Origin of the sequence: Sneathiella chungangensis, from assembly GCF_009882935.1 — a bacterium.
Classification (GTDB): domain Bacteria; phylum Pseudomonadota; class Alphaproteobacteria; order Sneathiellales; family Sneathiellaceae; genus Sneathiella; species Sneathiella chungangensis.
The window spans coordinates 298,998-317,773 of the sequence record NZ_WTVA01000003.1 but is presented as its reverse complement, the minus strand read 5'-3'; the positions used below and the strand labels follow the sequence as shown (position 1 = coordinate 317,773).

The window sequence follows — 18,776 nt, the reverse complement described above, 5'->3', positions numbered from 1 at the left end:
GGTCATCTCTTTCCACTGATCAGGGAACTCGGGTTCCGTTCGAGGAAATCCGCAAGGCTGCGCACCGCCCGGCTTGCCGCCGCCAGTTCCTGCAGCATGTTGGTCAGATCATATTTGAACGGCGAGCCGTCGGCAATCAGCCCGTTGACCGAACTGAACATGGTTTCGGCGGAGACGAGCGTCGCATCGATCTTGTTGATGGCATCGCGGATATCCTCGATCGTCCGGCCGATGTTGGGCAGGGTCTTGGTGTCGATATTCTCCGCCACCACGCGCACCGACACCGCCAGCTTGCGATATTCATCGATGGTTTTCTGCAATTCGCCGGAATTGATGAACTTGTCCAGCCCGGCGACCGTGCCGTTGAGGTTCTGCCCGAGCTCCTCGATCGGCAGTTTGTTGATCTTCGCCATGATCTCGGTGACGGACGCGGTAATCGCCTCTAGATCCGCCGGGACTGTTGGAATCTCCGGGTAGCGCCCGCTCGTCGCGACATAGACCGCCTCTTTCTCCGGCACCAGGTCAAGCTCGACGATAAGCTGCCCGGTCAGGAAGTTGGCGTTTTTCAGCTTGGCCTTGAGGCCGCGCTCGATCAGGTCCTTGATGATTTTCTGCCGCAGCTCCCGCGTCTCGAGCACCGATCGGATTTTCTGCCCGTTGTCGGTGAGGCTGATCCGCTGCGGCTCGACCTCGATCAGCACCGGGATATAGAATTTCTGGTTCGCCTCGTCGATTTCGAGGCTGATCTCGCGAACGCTGCCGATCTTGATGCCCTTGAACTCGACATTGGCGCCGACCGTGAGGCCGCTGACGGAGCCGTCAAAATAAAGGACATAGACGACCTTCTCCGTGAAGCGGGCATCCTCCTTCGCCTTGATGTTGTCATAGAGCTTGAATTCGTGGCGCGCCTCCGCCTTGAAGGTATTCTGGTAGAGACGCGGCGTCGAAAATTCGACGGCACCGGCGATCAGGCTTTGCAGGGAACTGGCGCCAACCTCGAGGCCGGCGGTCGAGACCGACACATTGATGCCGCCGGCATTCCAGAATTGCGTCCCTTCCAGCACCAGATCGTCATAGGGCGCCTGCACGAAGGCGTAGACATCCACCGCCTTCTTGTCCTCGGCAAGGCGGTAGCCGAGGATGCTGCCGACAACGAGGCCCTTGTAGATGACCGGCGTGCCGCGATTGATGTTGCTGAGCTTCTCCGTCGAGAGGATATATTCCGTCCCCTTGTCGTTGGAGGTGATGACGGGCGGCGTCTTGAGCCCGGTGAATTCCGTCTGCCGCTTGCCGCCCTTGCCCGGATCAATCTCGATGAAGGAGCCGGAGAGCAGCGTCTGCAAGCCCGTGATCCCCTGAAACCCGATGGCCGGGGCGACGATCCAGAAGCTGGCCGTATCGGTGAGATATTTGTCCGCCGTCCGGTTGACGTCGATGACGAGCGATACGCCCTTGTCGTCGTCGAGGATGTCTATCCGGTTCAAGGTGCCGATCGTGACATCCTTGTATTTGAGCTGCGTCTTGCCGGGAATCATGCCCTCCGCGTCATCGAAGACGACGGAGATTTCCGCGCCCCGCTCCGCCACCGTTTGGACAATGAGGTATACCGCGACCCCGAGCGCGATGACCGGCACGATCCAGATACTCATCAGACTGGCATATCCGCGCCGGATCTTGGCCTCCGGCAGTTTATGCGCATTATCGTCCGTCATCATCCTCCCCTTCTGCATCCCAGATCAAACGCGGATCAAAGGTCATCGCCGCAAACATCGTCAGAATCACCACTGCGGCAAAGGCAATCGCCCCCGGCCCCGCCGTCACCGTCGCCAGCGCCTGCAGCTTCACCAGCGCGATCAGGATCGAGATCATGAAGATATCGATCATCGACCAGCGACCGATAAATTCGGTGAACCGGTACAGCAACGTCCGGGCGCGCGGGCGTGCCTTCATGCGCAATTGCACCGAAAGCACCAGGAAAAGTAAAGCGGCAATTTTGAAGATCGGCACGAAGACACTGGCAACGAAGACGATCACGGCGATCACGATCTGTCCGGAATGGACCAGCTCGATGACGCCGCCCATGATCGTGTTGGTCGTTGCGCGGCCAAAGGATACCAGCGTCAGCACCGGATAGACATTGGCCGGAATATAGAGAACCCCCGCCGCGATCAGCAGCGCCCAGGTCCGGTGCATGCTGTTGACCTTGCGGCTGTGCAGGGCCGCGTCGCAGCGCGGACAGCGGGCGGAATGAGCGGCGCTATAAGATCCGGAGACCAGCAGCCCGCAGACATGGCACGACAGCGCGCCGAGCGATTTCGCTGTGACGCCCGCCGCGCTCACGCCTGAATCTCCTTAAGGCGGCTCCAGAGCGCGCCTTCATCGAGGGTCATATAGGCCATCACCGTCGCCGCCACCATCAGGACGAAGGCGAAAAGCGACAGGCCGACGCTGACGTCGGCAAAATCCTGCAGCTTCACGAAGGCGACGATGATGCCGAGAATGAAAATCTCCGACATCGCCCATGGCTTGAGATGCGTGAGGATGCGCACCTGAAGCTGCGGGCTTGGCGGCGCCTTACCGAGACGCATCGGCAGGAGAAGCGTAATCAGGACGAGCAGAACCGCCAGCGGCGCGACGACGCTGAAAATAAAGACAACAATGCCGAGCTCCCAATAGCCGGCGGTCCAGAAGGCGATGGCACCGTCGATCAGCCGGTTGGATTCCGACCGCCCCTCCATCTCGAAGGTCAGCAGCGGGAACATATTGGCGAGGATGAAAAACATGAGCCCCGTCATCGCGAAGGCGAGCGCCCGGTCGAGGCTGTCCTTGTGGCGGACGAACAGCAGCGCGCCGCATCGGATGCACCGTCCCTGCTCCCCCTCCCTGATTGACGGAACCGCATGGACAAGGTCGCATTCCGGGCAGGCAAGATAGGCCTCGGTATAGGTAAAATTACTGTCGATCGCCATGCCATACTTTCATCAATCGATCCCGGCCCAGAGAATAAAGGGCATCCGCGCCGCATTCAATTGATTTCCATCACGATTTTTCCATTCACGGTATTCGGCGGATTATCACCCCTTCGCATATAAAGCTATTGCCGCGGCGCATCGGGCTTCCTATCTCCATATTTACACGATAAAATTATGCAAAATGCAATATTTCACATTTTTTTATCGTATAATAGGGGTGTTTCTTCTTGTGGGATGCCCGGATATTATGTAAGCCCAAGCGCGAAAGCAGCGCATCGGCGCAGTGACAGTGGAACAGAGACGACATAATGAGCATGACGCGATTAACCCATCTCAGGCAGCTTGAGGCGGAAAGCATCCATATCTTCCGGGAGGTCGTCGCGGAGTTCGAGAAACCGGTCATGCTCTATTCGATCGGCAAGGATTCGGCGGTTCTCTTGCATCTCGCGCGGAAGGCCTTCCATCCCTCCCCGGTTCCCTTTCCGCTGCTTCATGTCGACACCACCTGGAAGTTCCGCGACATGATCCATTTCCGCGACACCATCGTGCGGGAGTACGGGCTGGAGCTGCTTGTGCATATCAATGCCGACGGCGTGCAACAGGGGATCGGCCCCTTCACCCATGGCTCGGCCCTGCATACCGACGTGATGAAGACGGAGGCGCTGAAACAGGCGCTCAATCAGTATAAATTCGATGCGGCCTTCGGTGGGGCCCGCCGCGACGAGGAAGCGAGCCGCGCCAAGGAACGCGTCTTCTCCTTCCGCAGCGAGAGCCATCGCTGGGATCCCAAGAACCAGCGGCCGGAACTCTGGAACCTCTATAACGGCCGCGTCCGCAAGGGCGAGAGCATCCGCGCCTTCCCCCTCTCCAACTGGACCGAGCTCGATATCTGGCAATATATCTATATGGAGGATATTCCGATCGTGCCGCTCTATTTCGCGGCCGAGCGCCCGGTGGTCGAGCGCGACGGCATGCTAATCATGGTCGATGACGAGCGGATGCCGCTGAAGGAGGGGGAGACGCCGATGATGAAATCCATCCGCTTTCGCACTCTCGGCTGCTATCCGCTGACCGGCGCGATAGAATCGACCGCCGCCACCCTGCCCGAGATCATCCAGGAAATGCTCGTCGCCCGCACGTCGGAGCGGCAGGGCCGGCTGATCGACAAGGACCAGGCCGGATCGATGGAGAAGAAGAAGCAGGAGGGCTATTTCTGATGAACGAGCTATCCGTGACGGCGGCGGCGGAAATCGACGCCTATCTGAAGACCCAGGAACAGAAAAACCTTCTCCGCTTCATCACCTGCGGCAGCGTCGATGACGGCAAGAGCACCTTTATCGGCCGCCTTCTGTGGGATTCGAAGCTATTGTTCGAGGATCAGCTCGCGACCCTCACCGCGGAAAGCAAGCGCGTCGGCACCCAGAACGGGGAAATCGACTATGCGCTGCTGCTCGACGGCTTGCAGGCGGAGCGCGAACAGGGCATCACCATCGACGTCGCCTACCGTTTTTTCGCCACCGACAAGCGCAAATTCATCGTCGCCGACACCCCCGGGCATGAGCAATATACCCGCAACATGGTGACCGGCGCCTCGACCGCCGATCTCGCGGTCATCCTGATCGATGCGCGAAAAGGAGTGCTGATCCAGACCATGCGGCACAGCTATCTCGTCTCGCTTCTCGGGATCAAGAAAGTCGTGCTGGCCGTCAACAAGATGGACCTTGTCGGCTATGACGCGGCAGTGTTCGAGCGGATCAAGGCAGATTACGCGAAATTTGCGGCGCAGCTCGGCTTCGACGACGTCACCTCCATTCCGGTCTCGGCCCTCAAGGGCGACAATATGATCGGCGCGAGCGAGGCCATGCCCTGGTACGATGGGCCGAGCGTGCTCGACTATCTCGAGACCGTCGAGATCGGCGCGGAGGATCTCTCCCGCCCCTTCCGCATGCCCGTGCAGTGGGTGAACCGGCCGAACCTCGATTTCCGGGGTTTTTCCGGAACCATCGCGAGCGGTACCCTCCGTGTCGGCGACGCCATCGTCGAGCCCGCCTCGGGCCGCAGCAGCCGGGTTGCGCGCATCGTCACCTTCGATGGCGACCTTGAAGTGGCGATTGCCGGCCAGGCCGTGACGCTCACGCTCGAGGATGAGATCGACATCAGCCGCGGCAATATCCTCTGCGCCGCGAACGACCGCCCGGCGACCGCTGATCAGTTCGAGGCGAAAGTCGTCTGGATGAGCGCGGAGCCGATGCTGCCGAGCCGGACCTATCTGCTGAAACTCGGCACCGGGACGACGGCGGCGCGGATCAGCGATCTGAAATACAAGGTCAATGTCAATACCATGGAGCATATGGCCTCGAAAACGCTGGAGCTTAACGAGATCGGCGTTTGTAACCTGTCGCTCGACAAGGCGATTTCCTTCGATCCCTACACGAAGATACCGGCGACCGGCGCCTTCATCCTGATCGACCGCTTCACCAATGCGACGGTGGCCGCGGGGATGATCGATTTTGCCCTCCGCCGCGCCGAAAATATCCATTGGCAGTCGGTCGATATCCATAAGGAGGCCCGGGCCGAGCAGAAGGGACAGAAAGCCTCCGTCCTCTGGTTCACCGGGCTTTCGGGCTCGGGCAAGTCGACGATCGCCAACCTGGTCGAGAAAAAACTCCATGCCCTGAACAAGCATACCTATCTGCTCGATGGCGATAACGTGCGGCACGGGCTGAACAAGGATCTCGGCTTTACCGATGCCGACCGGGTGGAGAATATCCGCCGCGTCGGCGAGACCGCGAAGCTGATGGTGGATGCGGGGCTGATCACCCTCGTCTCCTTCATCTCCCCCTTCCGGAGCGAGCGCCAGATGGCCCGTGGCCTGCTGGAGGATGGCGAGTTTCTGGAAGTCTTCGTCGATACCCCGCTCGAGATTTGCGAGGCCCGCGATATCAAGGGCTTGTATAAAAAGGCGCGCGCCGGGGAAATCAAGAATTTCACCGGCATCTCGTCTGATTACGAACGGCCGGAGAATGCCGAGATCATCATCGACGGCGGCAGGACAAGTCCGGAAGACGCCGCCGATCAGATCATTGCGGTTCTCGAACAGCGCGGATTTATCTAGGGTCTATTTTAGAAGATTAAGCAGATACTCGCCATAGCCGCTCTTGCGGAGCGGTTCGGCGAGGGCGGCCAGTTCGTCGGCCGTGATGAATTTCTTCTGATAGGCGATTTCCTCGGGACAGGCGATTTTAAGGCCCTGCCGCTTCTCGATCGTCTGCACGAAATGGGACGCTTCCAGCAGGTTGTCGTGGGTTCCGGTATCAAGCCAGGCGCTGCCGCGGCCCAGCAACTCCACGCTGAGCTGGCCCCGTTCAAGATAGAGACGGTTGAGGTCGGTAATCTCCAGTTCCCCGCGCGCGCTTGGCTTCAGCTGCTTTGCAAATTCCACTACCTGATTGTCGTAGAAATACAGCCCTGTAAGGGCGAAATTCGATTTCGGGTTTTTGGGTTTTTCCTCAACCCCGATGACTTTACCTGCCTCATCAAATTCAGCAACGCCGTAATTTTCCGGGTCGGAAACATGGTAGCCGAAAATTGTCGCGCCGACCTCCCGCGCCTTGGCGTTTTGTAGCAGCAGGCTGAACCGGTTGGCATAGAAGATATTATCGCCGAGGATCAGTGCAGAGTGATCGTCGCCGATATGCTCCGCACCGATGATGAAGGCCTGCGCGAGGCCATCGGGCGACGGCTGTGCCGCATAGGTAAGATTCAACCCCCAACGCGCCCCATCGCCCAGCACGCGCTGGAATACCGCCTGTTCCTCCGGCGTCGTGATGATCAGGATATCCCGGATATCCGCCAGCATCAGGGTCGTCAGCGGGTAATAGATCATCGGCTTGTCATAGATCGGCATCAGCTGCTTGCTGACCCCGAGTGTCAGGGGATGAAGCCGGCTGCCCGTGCCGCCCGCGAGAATAATGCCTTTATGCGCCATGAATTTTGTCTCTACACCGTTAATACATACTGTTCAGGGATATAGCATAACATTAGCGGCATAGAGTTTAAATTTTATTACCCCCGCCGCCGCGTGCGGTCACGGTGCGGAAGGTCAGGCAGACTTCGCCGCACGTTCGCCGGTTTTGAGCCGCTCAAGAAGCGCCTGCGCCGGCGGATAGCCCGGCTCGCGTTGTATCAGGCGGTTGAGAATTGCCGCCGCTTCATGGCGCCGCCCGGCCTTGATCAGCACCTCCGACATGATCGTTGTCCCCTCCGGCGTCGCCTCCAAGGTTGCCCGGTTGCGTTCAAGAACCAACTGGGCTTCCTTCATCGCCTCAAGATGCATCAGAATCGGCAGGATGACCAGCGCCGGATCCGTCGTCCGGTCGCAGCGGAAATGCGCCTCATCCACCTTCACCAACTCTTCCGCCACCGATTTTTTCTCGAAAGCGCCGGCGCCGCGGAGGGCATCTGTCAGCGCGTCCAGGCAGCCGCGGAACATCTTGATATCGCCATGCCCCATACGGAGCAGCGCCAGAATATGCCCAAGACTATGGCCGGAAAAATTCACCTCGGCGATTTTCTTGAGCATGAAATATTCGTCCGGGCCATTGTCGCGGATATGCGCCTTGAAGCGATGGGCGAGATGCAGGACCTTCTTCCGGCCCGGGTTCATGAGAAACCCAGCCATTTCCAGCGAGGATTTGGCATGACCGGGCGTGAAGACCCGGCCTTTCCGATGCGTTACATAGGCCGCCATCGCGTGAAAATTGACATGCAGCGAATAGGTGCCGTTCCGTGCCACCTTGCGCGGCCCCATCTCCTTGAGGACGGACAAGTCCATGGCGCCGAAATCCCCGGCCAGCCAGAACATCGGACCACTGGTCAGCGCCGACAGCCGGTCGATCGCCGTCAGCCCGCCGACGGGCAGCGAGAAATTGATCCCGCCCTTCACCTGGCGATAGGACTCAACGATGCGGTTCCAGTCGGCATTCTCGTAAATGTCCGCGCCAGTAGGCTCCTCAACATAGTCGAATTCCGTATTGCGGACGATATCGTCGATATTGTCGCCGGCGGTGTCGATGCGGTGGCAGACCTTTCGCGCCATCAGGACGCCGTCGCGAACGCTGTAAAGATCGTGCGGAATGCTGTCGATGACATAATTGGCGATGACGGAGAGCGGCGTTGCGAGCGATCCCGGCGTGATGATCCGGTCCGAAATCAGCAGGCGGATGGGATGCTCCTTCACCACATCGAGATGGGCGAAATCGAGGACCCCTGCGTCGACAAATGGCCTCAGCTGCGGGTGCCGCTCCCAAAATCCGATATTGGCGCGACTGATATCCGTCATCACATAGACGATATTCCGCTTCCTGCGCAGCTCCGTTGCCTCCGGCGAGAAGAAATGCCGGAGAAAGCTGTAGGCGAAGCGGCCCGACCCGGCGCCGAGCTCAAGAATATAATGCGGCTCATCGCTGCCCTTCGCCCGCGCGCCTGCCGCGAAATCCTCTAAAAATCCCTCGATCACCTTGCCGTAGGCCCGCGCGATAAAGGGATTGGTCGTCACGTAATTGGGCACCATGTTGGGCTGCCAGGCGTCAATCCCGAGATTCTCGTAGTAGCTCCGCTGCAACTCCCAGATCGGCGAGCGCGAGAGGGGCAGGAAATTTTCTTCTCTGTCATCAGTTGTCATCATGAACCGCCTTGTCTAAATCCTCTGCCAGCAGAACGCATGGCGGCGGCGGTTCGTGAACAGGCCGCGGAAAAAACTATCCGCGATACGGCTTTACCTCCGACCGTCAGGAATGATATGCAAAGCGGATGGCAGGCGATGGATCGCCGCTCTTTCACAGCACGAAACGAGAGACGAATGACAGAGATGACCAACGGTGCGGCGATGGGCGAATGGCAATTCTGGGTTGACCGCGGCGGCACCTTCACCGACCTCGTCGCGCGGCGGCCCGACGGCAGCATCGTCACCCACAAGTTGCTGAGCGAAAACCCCGAGCAATATGAGGATGCGGCGCTGCAAGGCATCCGCGACCTGCTCGGGCTCGCGCGGACAGACGATATTCCGGCCGAGAAAGTCGGCGCCGTGAAGATGGGCACGACCGTTGCCACCAACGCGCTGCTGGAGCGCAAGGGCGAACCGCTGGTGCTGGTGACGACGGAAGGGTTCCGCGATGCCCTCCGCATCGGCTACCAGACGCGGCCGAAACTCTTCGCGCTCAATATCGAGCTTCCGGAAATGCTCTATCAGAAAGTGATCGAGATCGCGGAGCGCGTCGGCGCGAATGGCGAGATGATCCGCCCGCTCGACGTCTCGGACGCCCGCGCGAAGCTCCAGGCGGCCTATGACGAGGGGCTGCGCGCCTGCGCCATTGTCTTCATGCATGGCTACCGCTTCTCTGATCATGAAAAAGCGGTGGCGGATATCGCCCGCGACATTGGCTTCCGCCAGGTCTCCACCAGCCATGAGACGAGCCCGCTGATGAAGCTGGTGAGCCGCGGCGATACGACCGTCGTCGATGCCTATCTCTCCCCAATTCTCCGGCGGTATGTCGACCGGGTGGCGTCCGAGCTGGGCGATACCCGCCTGATGTTCATGCAATCGAACGGCGGCCTCACGGACGCGAGATTTTTTCAAGGGAAAGACGCCATCCTCTCTGGCCCCGCCGGCGGCGTCGTCGGCATGGTGCAGACGAGCGCCATGGCCGGGTTCGAGAAGGTGATCGGCTTCGATATGGGCGGCACCTCGACCGATGTCTCCCATTACGGCGGCGAATATGAGCGCACCTTCGAGACCGAGGTTGCCGGAGTGCGCATGCGCGCGCCGATGATGCTGATCCATACGGTGGCGGCGGGCGGCGGCTCGATCCTGCATTTCGATGGCGCCCGCTATAAGGTCGGGCCCGACAGCGCCGGGGCCAACCCCGGCCCGGCCTGCTACCGTAAAGGCGGTCCGCTCACCGTGACCGACTGCAACGTCATGCTCGGCAAGCTGTCGCCGGAATTCTTCCCCAAGGTCTTCGGACCCAACGCGGATGAAGCCCTCGATGCCGAGATAGTCCGGGAAAAATTCGAGGCGCTGGCGGACCGGATCAACGCGGCGACCGGCGATAACCGCAGCCCGGAAGAAGTCGCGCGCGGCTTTCTCTTCATCGCGGTTGAGAATATGGCCAATGCCATCAAGAAAATCTCCGTCCAGCGCGGCTATGACGTCTCCGAATATGTGCTCACCTCCTTTGGCGGTGCGGGCGGGCAGCATGCCTGCATGGTCGCCGACAGCCTCGGCATGACGAAGATCATGCTGCACCCTTACGCAGGCGTCCTGTCCGCTTTTGGCATGGGCCTCGCGGATTTGCGGGTGCTCAAGGAAAAGGCGATGGAAGTGCCGCTGAATGAGACGGCCCTGCCGGAGATTGCCGCCACCCTTGATGCGCTGGCCACGGAAGGCCATGGTGAGATGCGCGCCCAGGGGGTCGAGGAGAAACGCATCTCTATCGAGCGCAAGCTGCATATCAAATATCAGGGCTCCGATACCTCCATGGTCGTCGATGACGGCCCGCTGGCGGAGGTTATCAAGGCGTTCGAGGCGGCGCACCGCCAGCGCTTCGGCTTCAACACGCCGGAAAAGACGATGATCGTCGAGGCGGCGGCCGTGGAAGTCGTCGGCGCGGGCGACAAGATCGACGATCCGCTCCGCCCCGATACCGAGGCGGCAATCACCTCCGTCGCGACGGAACAGGTCTATATGGCGGACGCCTGGCGCGACTGCCCCTTCTTCGATCGCGACAAGCTGCCCTCGGGCGCGAAGATCGACGGCCCGGCGGTGATCGTCGAAGCGACCGGCACAACGGTGATCGAGCTTGGCTGGCAGGCCGAAATGACGCCGCGCGGCCATCTTGTCCTCACCCGCGTCGAGGCCCTCAAACGCGACACGGCGATCGGCACGGAAGTCGATCCGGTGATGCTGGAGATTTTCAACAATCTCTTCATGAATGTCGCCGAGCAGATGGGCACGGTGCTGGAAAAGACCGCCTATTCGGTGAATATCAAGGAACGGCTCGATTTCTCCTGCGCGGTGTTTGACCTCTACGGCGATCTGATCGCCAACGCGCCGCATATGCCGGTGCATCTGGGCTCCATGTCCGAAAGCATCAAAGCGGTGATCCGCAAGCATGGCGCGGTGATGAAGGCGGGCGACGTCTTCGTGCTGAACGCCCCCTATAACGGCGGCACGCATCTGCCGGACGTCACCGTTATTACGCCGGTTTTCGATCTTAAAGGCGAGGACATCCTTTTCTATGTCGCGAGCCGCGGCCATCATGCGGATATCGGCGGGCTTACGCCGGGCTCCATGCCGCCAGACAGCCGCATAGTCGAGGATGAAGGCGTCATTCTCGACAATATCCTGCTCGTCGATGGCGGCCGGCTGCTGGAGGAGGAGATTGTCGAGATCCTGAAATCCGGCCCCTACCCGTCCCGTAACACCGACCAGAACATGGCCGATCTGAAAGCGCAGATCGCTGCCTGCGAAAAGGGCATTCAGGAACTCCGCAAGATGGTCGATCACTTCTCCCTCGAGGTGGTCCATGCCTATATGGGCCATGTGCAGGACAATGCGGAAGAATCCGTCCGCCGGGTGCTGGATGTGCTCAAAGACGGCTCCTTCACATATCCCATGGATGACGGCTATGAGATCAAGGTCAAGATCTCGATCAACAAGAAGGATCGCACGGCCACCATCGATTTCACCGGCACCAGCGGGGAGCATCCGACCAACTATAACGCGCCGCGCGCGGTGACGACGGCGGCGGTGCTCTATGTCTTCCGCTGCCTGGTGGATAGCGATATTCCGCTGAATGCGGGATGTCTCAAACCGCTCGAGATCATCGTGCCGGAAAAATCCATGCTCTCGCCGGAATATCCGGCGGCCGTGGTCGCGGGCAATGTCGAGACGTCGCAATGCATCACCGACTGCCTGTTCGGCGCGCTCGGCGTGATGGCGGCGGCGCAAGGGACGATGAACAATTTCACCTTCGGCAACAATACCTATCAATATTACGAGACGATCTGCGGCGGGTCGGGCGCGGGCCCGGATTTCGACGGCACCAGCGCTGTTCATACCCATATGACCAACGCCCGCCTGACGGATCCGGAAGTCCTCGAATGGCGTTTCCCGGTGACCCTGGAAAGCTTCGAGATTCGGCGGGGCTCGGGCGGCAAGGGCAAGCATAAGGGCGGCGACGGGACGCTTCGCAAAATCCGCTTTCACGAGCCGATGACGGCGGCGCTGCTTTCCAGCCACCGCGTGGTGCCCCCCTTCGGCCTCAACGGCGGGGAAAATGGCGAGGTCGGCAATCAATGGGTGATCCGCGCAAGCGGCGAGATCGACTATCTCGAGGGACGCGACAAGACCGACATGGGCGCGGGCGACATCTTCGTCATCCAGACCCCGACCGGTGGCGGCTACGGGAAGTAATTATTTATTGCTGAGAAAGGCTTGCCAGTTTTTGTCGGCGTCCTTGATGCGCGCGGCGATGCCGGTGGCCTCCCAGCGGTCCTTCCCCGCGTCATGGCCGAACAGATAGAGCTTGCCGTCAAAGATCAGCCAGACGCCGGGATCGATATCGGCGAGATTGCCAAGGCTCATCTGGTTGGAGCAATAGCCGCCATACTGCGGGGCGTAGCCTTCGGGGTTGGCGGCGAATAAATCACGGCTTTTCGCGTCCGCAAATCGCCATTTGGCGCCCTTGTACTCGACGGAAAAATCCCCGTCCCCTTGCGCAGGTGCGGCCTTCGTGAAATAGGCGGTGCTGTCATATCCCTCGACCGCGAGGCCGCCGAGATAGGTCCGGTTCACCTCCTCAAAGGCGAAGGCCTTCGCGGCCCCGATAAAGAGCAGGATCAAAACGACAAGCGCAATACGGCGGTACATGAATTTCCTTTCCCTCGACCTGACGCCATTATCACCGCGATCCGGGGCCTGTGAAAATCAAATAAATGTCATCAACCGGCGCGGCGCACCCGTTCATAGGCGAGGTTCGAAGCGAGCAGCCGTTCCGCCGCATCGGGCGAGATATCCTTGCGCTTGGCATAATCCTCGACCTGGTCACGACCGATATTGCCGACGCCGAAATAGCGCGCCTCGGGATGCGAGAAGTAGAAACCGGAAACCGAAGATGCCGGCAGCATGGCAAAACTCTCGGTCAGTTCGATCCCGGCGCGGCTGTCCGCCTCCAAAAGCCGGAACAGGTCGATCTTCTCCGAATGCTCCGGGCAGGCGGGATAGCCCGGCGCGGGGCGGATGCCGCGATATTCCTCGCGGATCAGTTGCTCGTTGCTGAGTTTCGCCTCCGTCTCGTACCCCCAGAGCTCCCGGCGGACCCGCTCATGCATATATTCAGCGCAGGCCTCGGCCAGCCGATCGGCGAGCGCCTTCAGCATGATACTGCTGTAATCATCGTGAGTTCTCTTGAATTCCTCAAGTTGTTTCTCAATTCCAAGGCCCGCCGTCACGGCAAATCCGCCGAGGTAATCCTTAAGGCCACTCTCAACGGGCGCGATGAAATCGGCGAGGCTGTGATTGGCGCGGCCATTGCTTCGCCGCATCTGCTGACGGAGGAAATGGAACCGGTGCTTCTCTGCCGTCCGCCCCTCGTCCGTATAGATAATCACATCGTCGCCCTCGCGCGCCGCCGGGAAGAAACCGACAACCGCCTTGGCCTGCAGCCATTTTTCCGAAATAATCCGGTTCAGCATGGCCCGCGCGTCATTATAAAGCTCCGTCGCCGTCTCGCCGACGACCGCATCGTCGAGGATTTTCGGATAATGCCCGGCAAGTTCCCAAGTGCGGAAGAAAGGCGACCAGTCGATATAGTCGCAAAGATCGGCAAGATCGATATCGTTGAACTCCTTCAGCCCGGTAAAGCTCGGCTCCGGCGGCTGATAGCCGGTCCAGTCGATGGCGACGGCATTGGCGCGCGCCTCCTCCAGCGTCGCCAGCGTATCGCTCCGTGATTTCTTGAGGTAATTCTCGCGCACCACCTCATATTCCGCCTTGATGCTGTCGATGAGTTCGCGGTTGTTTTCCTTGCTGGTCAGCTTGGTGGCGATGCCGACGGCGCGGGAGGCGTCGGTGACATAGATCGTCGTGCCGTCATATTGCGGCGCGATTTTGAGCGCCGTATGCACCTTCGATGTCGTCGCCCCGCCGATCAGCAGCGGAAGATGGAAATCCTGACGCTGCATCTCCGCGGCGACCGTCGCCATCTCCTCGAGCGAGGGCGTGATCAGCCCGGAAAGCCCGATAATATCCACTTTCTCGGCAATCGCCGTTTCGAGAATTTTCGGGTACGGCACCATCACGCCAAGATCGATCACCTCGAAATTATTGCATTGCAGGACCACGCCGACGATATTCTTGCCGATGTCATGAACGTCGCCCTTGACGGTCGCCAACAGCACCTTGCCCTTCGTCTGGGATTCGCCGCTCTTGTCCTTCTCCGCCTCGATAAAGGGGAGCAGATGAGCCACCGCCTGCTTCATCACGCGGGCGCTTTTCACCACCTGCGGCAGGAACATCTTGCCCGACCCGAACAGGTCGCCAACCACATTCATGCCGTCCATCAGCGGCCCCTCGATCACCTGGATGGGGCGCGGAAATTGGAGGCGCGCCTCTTCCGTATCCTCGATAATATAATCGGAAATGCCTTTCACCAGCGCATGGGTCAGCCGTTCGCCGACCGTCCCTTCGCGCCAGGAAAGATCGATGACATTGCTTTTCTTCTGGCCAATGGCCTGCTCCGCCACCTCCAGCAGGCGTTCCGTCGCATCCTCGCGCTTGTTGAAGACCACATCCTCGATCCTGTCGCGCAGGTCTTCGGGAATATCGGAATAGACGGCAAGCTGGCCCGCATTGACGATGCCCATATCCATGCCCGCCTGGATCGCGTGATAGAGGAAGACCGAATGCATCGCCTCGCGCATCGCGTTGTTGCCGCGCAAGGAAAAAGACATATTGCTGACGCCGCCGCTGATCTGGATATGCGGCAGTGTCGCCTTCAGCTCGCGCGTCGCCTCGATATAGTCGCGGGAGAAGTTGCGATGCTCGTCAATGCCGGTCGCGATGGGGAAGATATTCGGATCGAAAATGATATCTTGCGGAGGAAAATCAACGACTTCCGTCAGAATCTTATAGCAGCGCGTGCAGATTTCGACCATCCGCTCCTTGCTGTCCGCCTGCCCGTCCTCATCGAAGGCCATGACCACGGCCGCCGCGCCATAGCGGCGCAGCTCGCGCGCATGGGCGATGAATTCCTCCTCGCCTTCCTTGAGGCTGATGGAATTGACGACGCCCTTGCCCTGCACAGTCTTGAGTCCTGCTTCCAGCACCTCCCATTTGGAGCTGTCGATCATGATCGGCACGCGGCTGATATCCGGCTCGGAGGCGATGAGGTTGAGGAAGGTCGTCATGGCGGATTTCGCGTCCAGCATGGCGTCATCCATATTCACATCGACGATCTGCGCGCCGTTGATTACCTGTTCGCGCGCGATATCGAGGGCGGTGTCATAATCCCCCTCCATCACCAGCTTCTTGAACTTGGCGGAGCCGGCGACATTCGTCCGCTCCCCGACATTGATGAAACCGGCGACATCGTCGAGATAGAGCGGCTCCAGCCCGCTCAGGCGGCAGACGGGTTCAAGATCGGGGATCTTGCGCGGGCTGATTTCCGCAACCGCCCCGGCAATCGCCGCGATATGTTCCGGGCGCGTGCCGCAACAGCCACCGACGATATTGACAAGGCCGCTTTTCGCAAACTCGCCAAGCTGTTCGGCCATATAGGCAGGAGTATCGTCATAATCGCCCAGCTCATTGGGAAGGCCAGCATTCGGATGCACGCTGACGCGCGTCGTCGCGATATGAGAAACTGCCTGAATATGCGGTCGCAAGTCCTTGGCGCCCAATGCACAATTAAACCCGATACTGATCGGGTCCACATGCGCCATGGAGGTCCAGAAGGCCTCCGCCGTCTGACCCGAGAGCGTGCGGCCGGAGGCGTCCGTAATCGTGCCGGAAACCATCACCGGGTGGCGAACGCCCGTCTCGTCGAAATAGCGGAGCACCGCATAGATCGCCGCCTTGCAGTTGAGGCTATCGAACACGGTTTCGATCAGGATGATCTGCGCGCCGCCGTCGATCAGACCGCGCAGGGCCTCGTCATAGGCCGCGACCAGTTCATCAAAGGACACATTGCGATAGCCCGGATCATTCACATCCGGCGAGATGGAGGCCGTGCGGTTGGTCGGCCCCAGTACCCCGGCCACAAACCGCGGCTTGTCCGGTGTCTTTTCCGTCCAGCGATCGGCAACCTTGCGGGCAAGCGCTGCGCCCTGCCTGTTCAGCTCATAGACCGCGCTTTCAAGATGGTAATCCGCCTGCGCGATCGAGGTGGAGTTGAAGGTATTGGTCTCAAGGATATCCGCGCCTGCCGCCAGGAAGGCATCGTGAATGCTCTCGATCACGTCCGGCTTGGTCAGGGTGAGAAGATCGTTGTTGCCCTTCAAATCCGAAGCGAAATCCGCATAGAGACTGCCGCGGTAGTCTTCCTCCGTCAGGCCGTAGCCCTGAATCATCGTGCCCATGGCCCCGTCGAGCACCATGATCCGTTTCTTCAGAATAGCGTCAAGTTCGGCGAACGCCGGTGCCTTGTTCATGGAAAGACCTTTTTAAGAAATAATAGATGAATTAACAGGTTATCTGATTTTTTTCAGGTCGCAACCCAAGTGTATGGCAGACCGAATATACCAGGTCCGCCCGGTTCAGCGTATAGAAATGGAAATCCGTGACCCCGGCCCGCTGCAACTGCAGGCATTGCTCGGACGCGACCATCGCCGCGACCAGATTGCGCGTCGCCGGATCCTCGTCCAGATCCTCGAACAGATGGGTGAGCCAGGCCGGGACCTGCGCGCCGCACTGGCGGCTGAACTGATGGATTTTCGAATAGCTGGTGACCGGCAGGATACCCGGCACGATCGGAATGGTGATGCCATGGGCCCGGGCACGGTCGACGAAGCGGAGATACACCTCCGGATCGAAGAAGAACTGCGTGATCGCCCGCGTGGCGCCCGCGTCCATCTTGCGCTTCAGGTAATCGATATCGGCGAGGCTGGATTTGGCTTCCGGGTGGATTTCCGGATAACAGCCGACGGAAATCTCGAAATCATGTTTTTTCTTGAGGAAGTCGATCAGCTCGACCGAGCCCGCGAAACCGCCCGGATGCGGTTTGAAGGCGTCGAACCCCTCCGGCGGATCGCCGCGCAGCGCCACCAGATGCCGGATGCCGCTCTGCCAGTAGCGTTCGGCAATCTCCTCGATCTCGCCCTTGCTCGCGCCGACACAGGTCAGATGGGCCGCCGGTTCCAGCGTCGTTTCCTGGCGGATCCTACTCACCAGCGCATGGGTGCGCTCGCGCGTTGATCCCCCCGCCCCATAGGTGACGGAGACGAACTTCGGCCCCAAGGGCGCGAGGCGCATCAGCGCCTGCCAGTGCTTGTCCGCCAGCGCATCGGAGGTCGGAGGGAAAAATTCGAAGGACACCTCGACCCGGTTACGGGCGGAGCCGACGAGCAACCCACTCGATATTTCGTTGCTTTGCGGTATTCCTGACATGATCATGACGCGACGGCTCCTTTGGATTTACGGGCGGCCGCCGGGACCGCCGTCCAGATATTGACGGTTAATGGATCGCCTTTCAGCACCTTGAGGTCCCGAGGCTCGAGACCGGCCTCGGCGCAATAGGCCCAAACGGCCTCCTCATCGAAGCCCATATGGCGGTGCGCATGCTCGGCGCGCAGGCTTTCAAGATCATGCGGTGCGAAATCGACGATGGCGAGAATGCCGCCGCCGCGCAGGACCCGCGCCGCCTCGCGGATGGCAACCGCCGGATCCTCGGCATAATGGAGCACCTGATGGATGACGACGGCGTCCTGGGAGTGATTGCCGAACGGCAGGTTATACATATCGGCGAGCCGGACCTGGCAATTGCGCAGGCCCGCATCCTCGATCGCCGAGCGGGCGAAGGAGAGCATCTCGCGGCTGGTATCGACACCGATCGCATGCGTCACCCGGGGCCCGAACAGCTCCAGCATCCGCCCGGTTCCAGTTCCGATATCGAGAAAATCGATGATCTCGACGCCGCCGGTCAACTCGAGCAGCGCTTCCTCCACCGCCTCTTCGGGGACATGGAGGGAGCGGATCTCGCGCCAATGGGCGGCATTCTCGCGGAAATATTCCTCCGCCGCGACATTGCGCGCCTTTTTCACCGTCTCGAGCCGCTCGAGATCACGGGACACCACCGGATCCGTCTCCGGCACCAGGTCGACAAGGGTCCGGCCCAGCAGCGAGGCGCTGTTTTTCGCGGACAGACGATAGAAAACCCAGCTCCCCTCCTGATAGCGATCGAGCAGGCCGGCCTCGCAGAGAAGCTTCAGATGACGGGAGACGCGCGGCTGGCTCTGACCGAGAATCTGTGTAAGCTCGCTCACGGTCAATTCCGAATGCGCGCAGAGAACCAGCAACCGGAGCCGGGTCTCCTCACCCGCAGCGCGTAATCCCTGAAGCAAATTCTCCACAGCAACCCCAATAATCCCATAAAGTTAAATGATATAAACATATCCTTATATCTTTGTACAGAGAAAATGTCCGTACAAGAGCGACTTTTTCGCCACACCACGAAAGGATTCTGTTAACGTTAAAAGACGGCGACTCGCCATGATATGGGGGTTATGATACGAACGAACACTGAATAT

The 18,776-nt window shown here is 59.9% G+C and carries 12 protein-coding genes; 3 read left to right on the top strand and 9 right to left on the bottom strand.

Features of this window, described 5'->3' with window-relative positions; translation table 11 throughout:
* Nucleotides 1-2: 2 nt before the first annotated feature.
* The 3 genes from GQF03_RS08575 to GQF03_RS08565 are packed head-to-tail and all read right to left on the bottom strand — an operon-like array spanning nucleotide 3 to nucleotide 2,969.
* Nucleotides 3-1,715, bottom strand: coding sequence for a PqiB family protein (locus GQF03_RS08575; protein ID WP_161338824.1), 1,713 nt, complete (start codon nucleotides 1,713-1,715; stop codon nucleotides 3-5).
* Entirely contained in the window at nucleotides 1,699-2,340 is a 642-nt protein-coding gene (locus GQF03_RS08570; RefSeq protein WP_161338823.1) for a paraquat-inducible protein A, read from the bottom strand. The genes GQF03_RS08575 and GQF03_RS08570 overlap by 17 nt, the downstream gene beginning before the upstream one ends.
* A complete protein-coding gene (locus tag GQF03_RS08565; protein WP_161338822.1) occupies nucleotides 2,337-2,969 on the bottom strand; it encodes a paraquat-inducible protein A in 633 nt (210 codons plus the stop codon). Before GQF03_RS08565 ends, GQF03_RS08570 begins: the two co-directional genes overlap by 4 nt.
* 311 nt (nucleotides 2,970-3,280) lie before the next feature.
* On the opposite strand from GQF03_RS08565, the gene cysD reads away from it, so the two are divergent.
* The gene (gene cysD, locus GQF03_RS08560; RefSeq protein WP_161338821.1) at nucleotides 3,281-4,189 is read left to right on the top strand and encodes a sulfate adenylyltransferase subunit CysD; all 909 of its coding nucleotides are present in this window, start codon (nucleotides 3,281-3,283) and stop codon (nucleotides 4,187-4,189) included.
* Complete coding sequence (gene cysN, locus GQF03_RS08555; RefSeq protein WP_161338820.1) at nucleotides 4,189-6,087, top strand: sulfate adenylyltransferase subunit CysN; 1,899 nt, start codon at nucleotides 4,189-4,191, stop codon at nucleotides 6,085-6,087. Before cysD ends, cysN begins: the two co-directional genes overlap by 1 nt.
* A 3-nt stretch (nucleotides 6,088-6,090) precedes the next feature.
* On the opposite strand, the gene rfbA is transcribed toward cysN, so the two are convergent.
* Both rfbA and GQF03_RS08545 read right to left on the bottom strand, forming a co-directional pair.
* Complete coding sequence (rfbA, locus tag GQF03_RS08550; RefSeq protein ID WP_161338819.1) at nucleotides 6,091-6,960, bottom strand: glucose-1-phosphate thymidylyltransferase RfbA; 870 nt, start codon at nucleotides 6,958-6,960, stop codon at nucleotides 6,091-6,093.
* A 114-nt stretch (nucleotides 6,961-7,074) separates the two neighbouring features.
* On the bottom strand, nucleotides 7,075-8,658 hold the full coding sequence (locus GQF03_RS08545) for a tetratricopeptide repeat protein (RefSeq protein WP_161338818.1): 1,584 nt from the start codon (nucleotides 8,656-8,658) through the stop codon (nucleotides 7,075-7,077).
* Nucleotides 8,659-8,841: 183 nt separating this feature from the next.
* Between GQF03_RS08545 and GQF03_RS08540 the strand changes: the two genes are divergently transcribed.
* Nucleotides 8,842-12,447, top strand: coding sequence for a hydantoinase B/oxoprolinase family protein (locus GQF03_RS08540; protein WP_161338985.1), 3,606 nt, complete (start codon nucleotides 8,842-8,844; stop codon nucleotides 12,445-12,447).
* On the opposite strand, the gene GQF03_RS08535 is transcribed toward GQF03_RS08540, so the two are convergent.
* The 4 genes from GQF03_RS08535 to GQF03_RS08520 form a co-directional block, all read right to left on the bottom strand.
* Complete coding sequence (locus tag GQF03_RS08535; RefSeq protein WP_161338817.1) at nucleotides 12,448-12,903, bottom strand: YHS domain-containing (seleno)protein; 456 nt, start codon at nucleotides 12,901-12,903, stop codon at nucleotides 12,448-12,450.
* 71 nt (nucleotides 12,904-12,974) lie between these two features.
* Nucleotides 12,975-16,682, bottom strand: a complete 3,708-nt coding sequence (gene metH, locus GQF03_RS08530; RefSeq protein WP_161338816.1) for a methionine synthase — start codon at nucleotides 16,680-16,682, stop codon at nucleotides 12,975-12,977.
* Nucleotides 16,683-16,713: 31 nt separating this feature from the next.
* Nucleotides 16,714-17,637, bottom strand: a complete 924-nt coding sequence (gene metF, locus GQF03_RS08525) for a methylenetetrahydrofolate reductase [NAD(P)H] (RefSeq protein WP_161338984.1) — start codon at nucleotides 17,635-17,637, stop codon at nucleotides 16,714-16,716.
* Nucleotides 17,638-17,639: 2 nt separating this feature from the next.
* Complete coding sequence (locus GQF03_RS08520) at nucleotides 17,640-18,599, bottom strand: metalloregulator ArsR/SmtB family transcription factor (RefSeq protein ID WP_161338815.1); 960 nt, start codon at nucleotides 18,597-18,599, stop codon at nucleotides 17,640-17,642.
* Nucleotides 18,600-18,776 lie beyond the last annotated feature (177 nt).

What these genes read in the sequence shown, in the direction of transcription:
- cysD (WP_161338821.1), top strand. Translation starts at nt 3,281, where the DNA reads ATGAGCATGACGCGATTAACCCATCTCAGGCAGCTTGAGGCGGAAAGC.
- rfbA (WP_161338819.1), bottom strand. Translation starts at nt 6,960, where the DNA reads ATGGCGCATAAAGGCATTATTCTCGCGGGCGGCACGGGCAGCCGGCTT.
- cysN (WP_161338820.1), top strand. Translation starts at nt 4,189, where the DNA reads ATGAACGAGCTATCCGTGACGGCGGCGGCGGAAATCGACGCCTATCTG.
- GQF03_RS08545 (WP_161338818.1), bottom strand. Translation starts at nt 8,658, where the DNA reads ATGATGACAACTGATGACAGAGAAGAAAATTTCCTGCCCCTCTCGCGC.
- GQF03_RS08565 (WP_161338822.1), bottom strand. Translation starts at nt 2,969, where the DNA reads ATGGCGATCGACAGTAATTTTACCTATACCGAGGCCTATCTTGCCTGC.
- GQF03_RS08575 (WP_161338824.1), bottom strand. Translation starts at nt 1,715, where the DNA reads ATGATGACGGACGATAATGCGCATAAACTGCCGGAGGCCAAGATCCGG.
- GQF03_RS08540 (WP_161338985.1), top strand. Translation starts at nt 8,842, where the DNA reads ATGACCAACGGTGCGGCGATGGGCGAATGGCAATTCTGGGTTGACCGC.
- metH (WP_161338816.1), bottom strand. Translation starts at nt 16,682, where the DNA reads ATGAACAAGGCACCGGCGTTCGCCGAACTTGACGCTATTCTGAAGAAA.
- GQF03_RS08535 (WP_161338817.1), bottom strand. Translation starts at nt 12,903, where the DNA reads ATGTACCGCCGTATTGCGCTTGTCGTTTTGATCCTGCTCTTTATCGGG.
- metF (WP_161338984.1), bottom strand. Translation starts at nt 17,637, where the DNA reads ATGTCAGGAATACCGCAAAGCAACGAAATATCGAGTGGGTTGCTCGTC.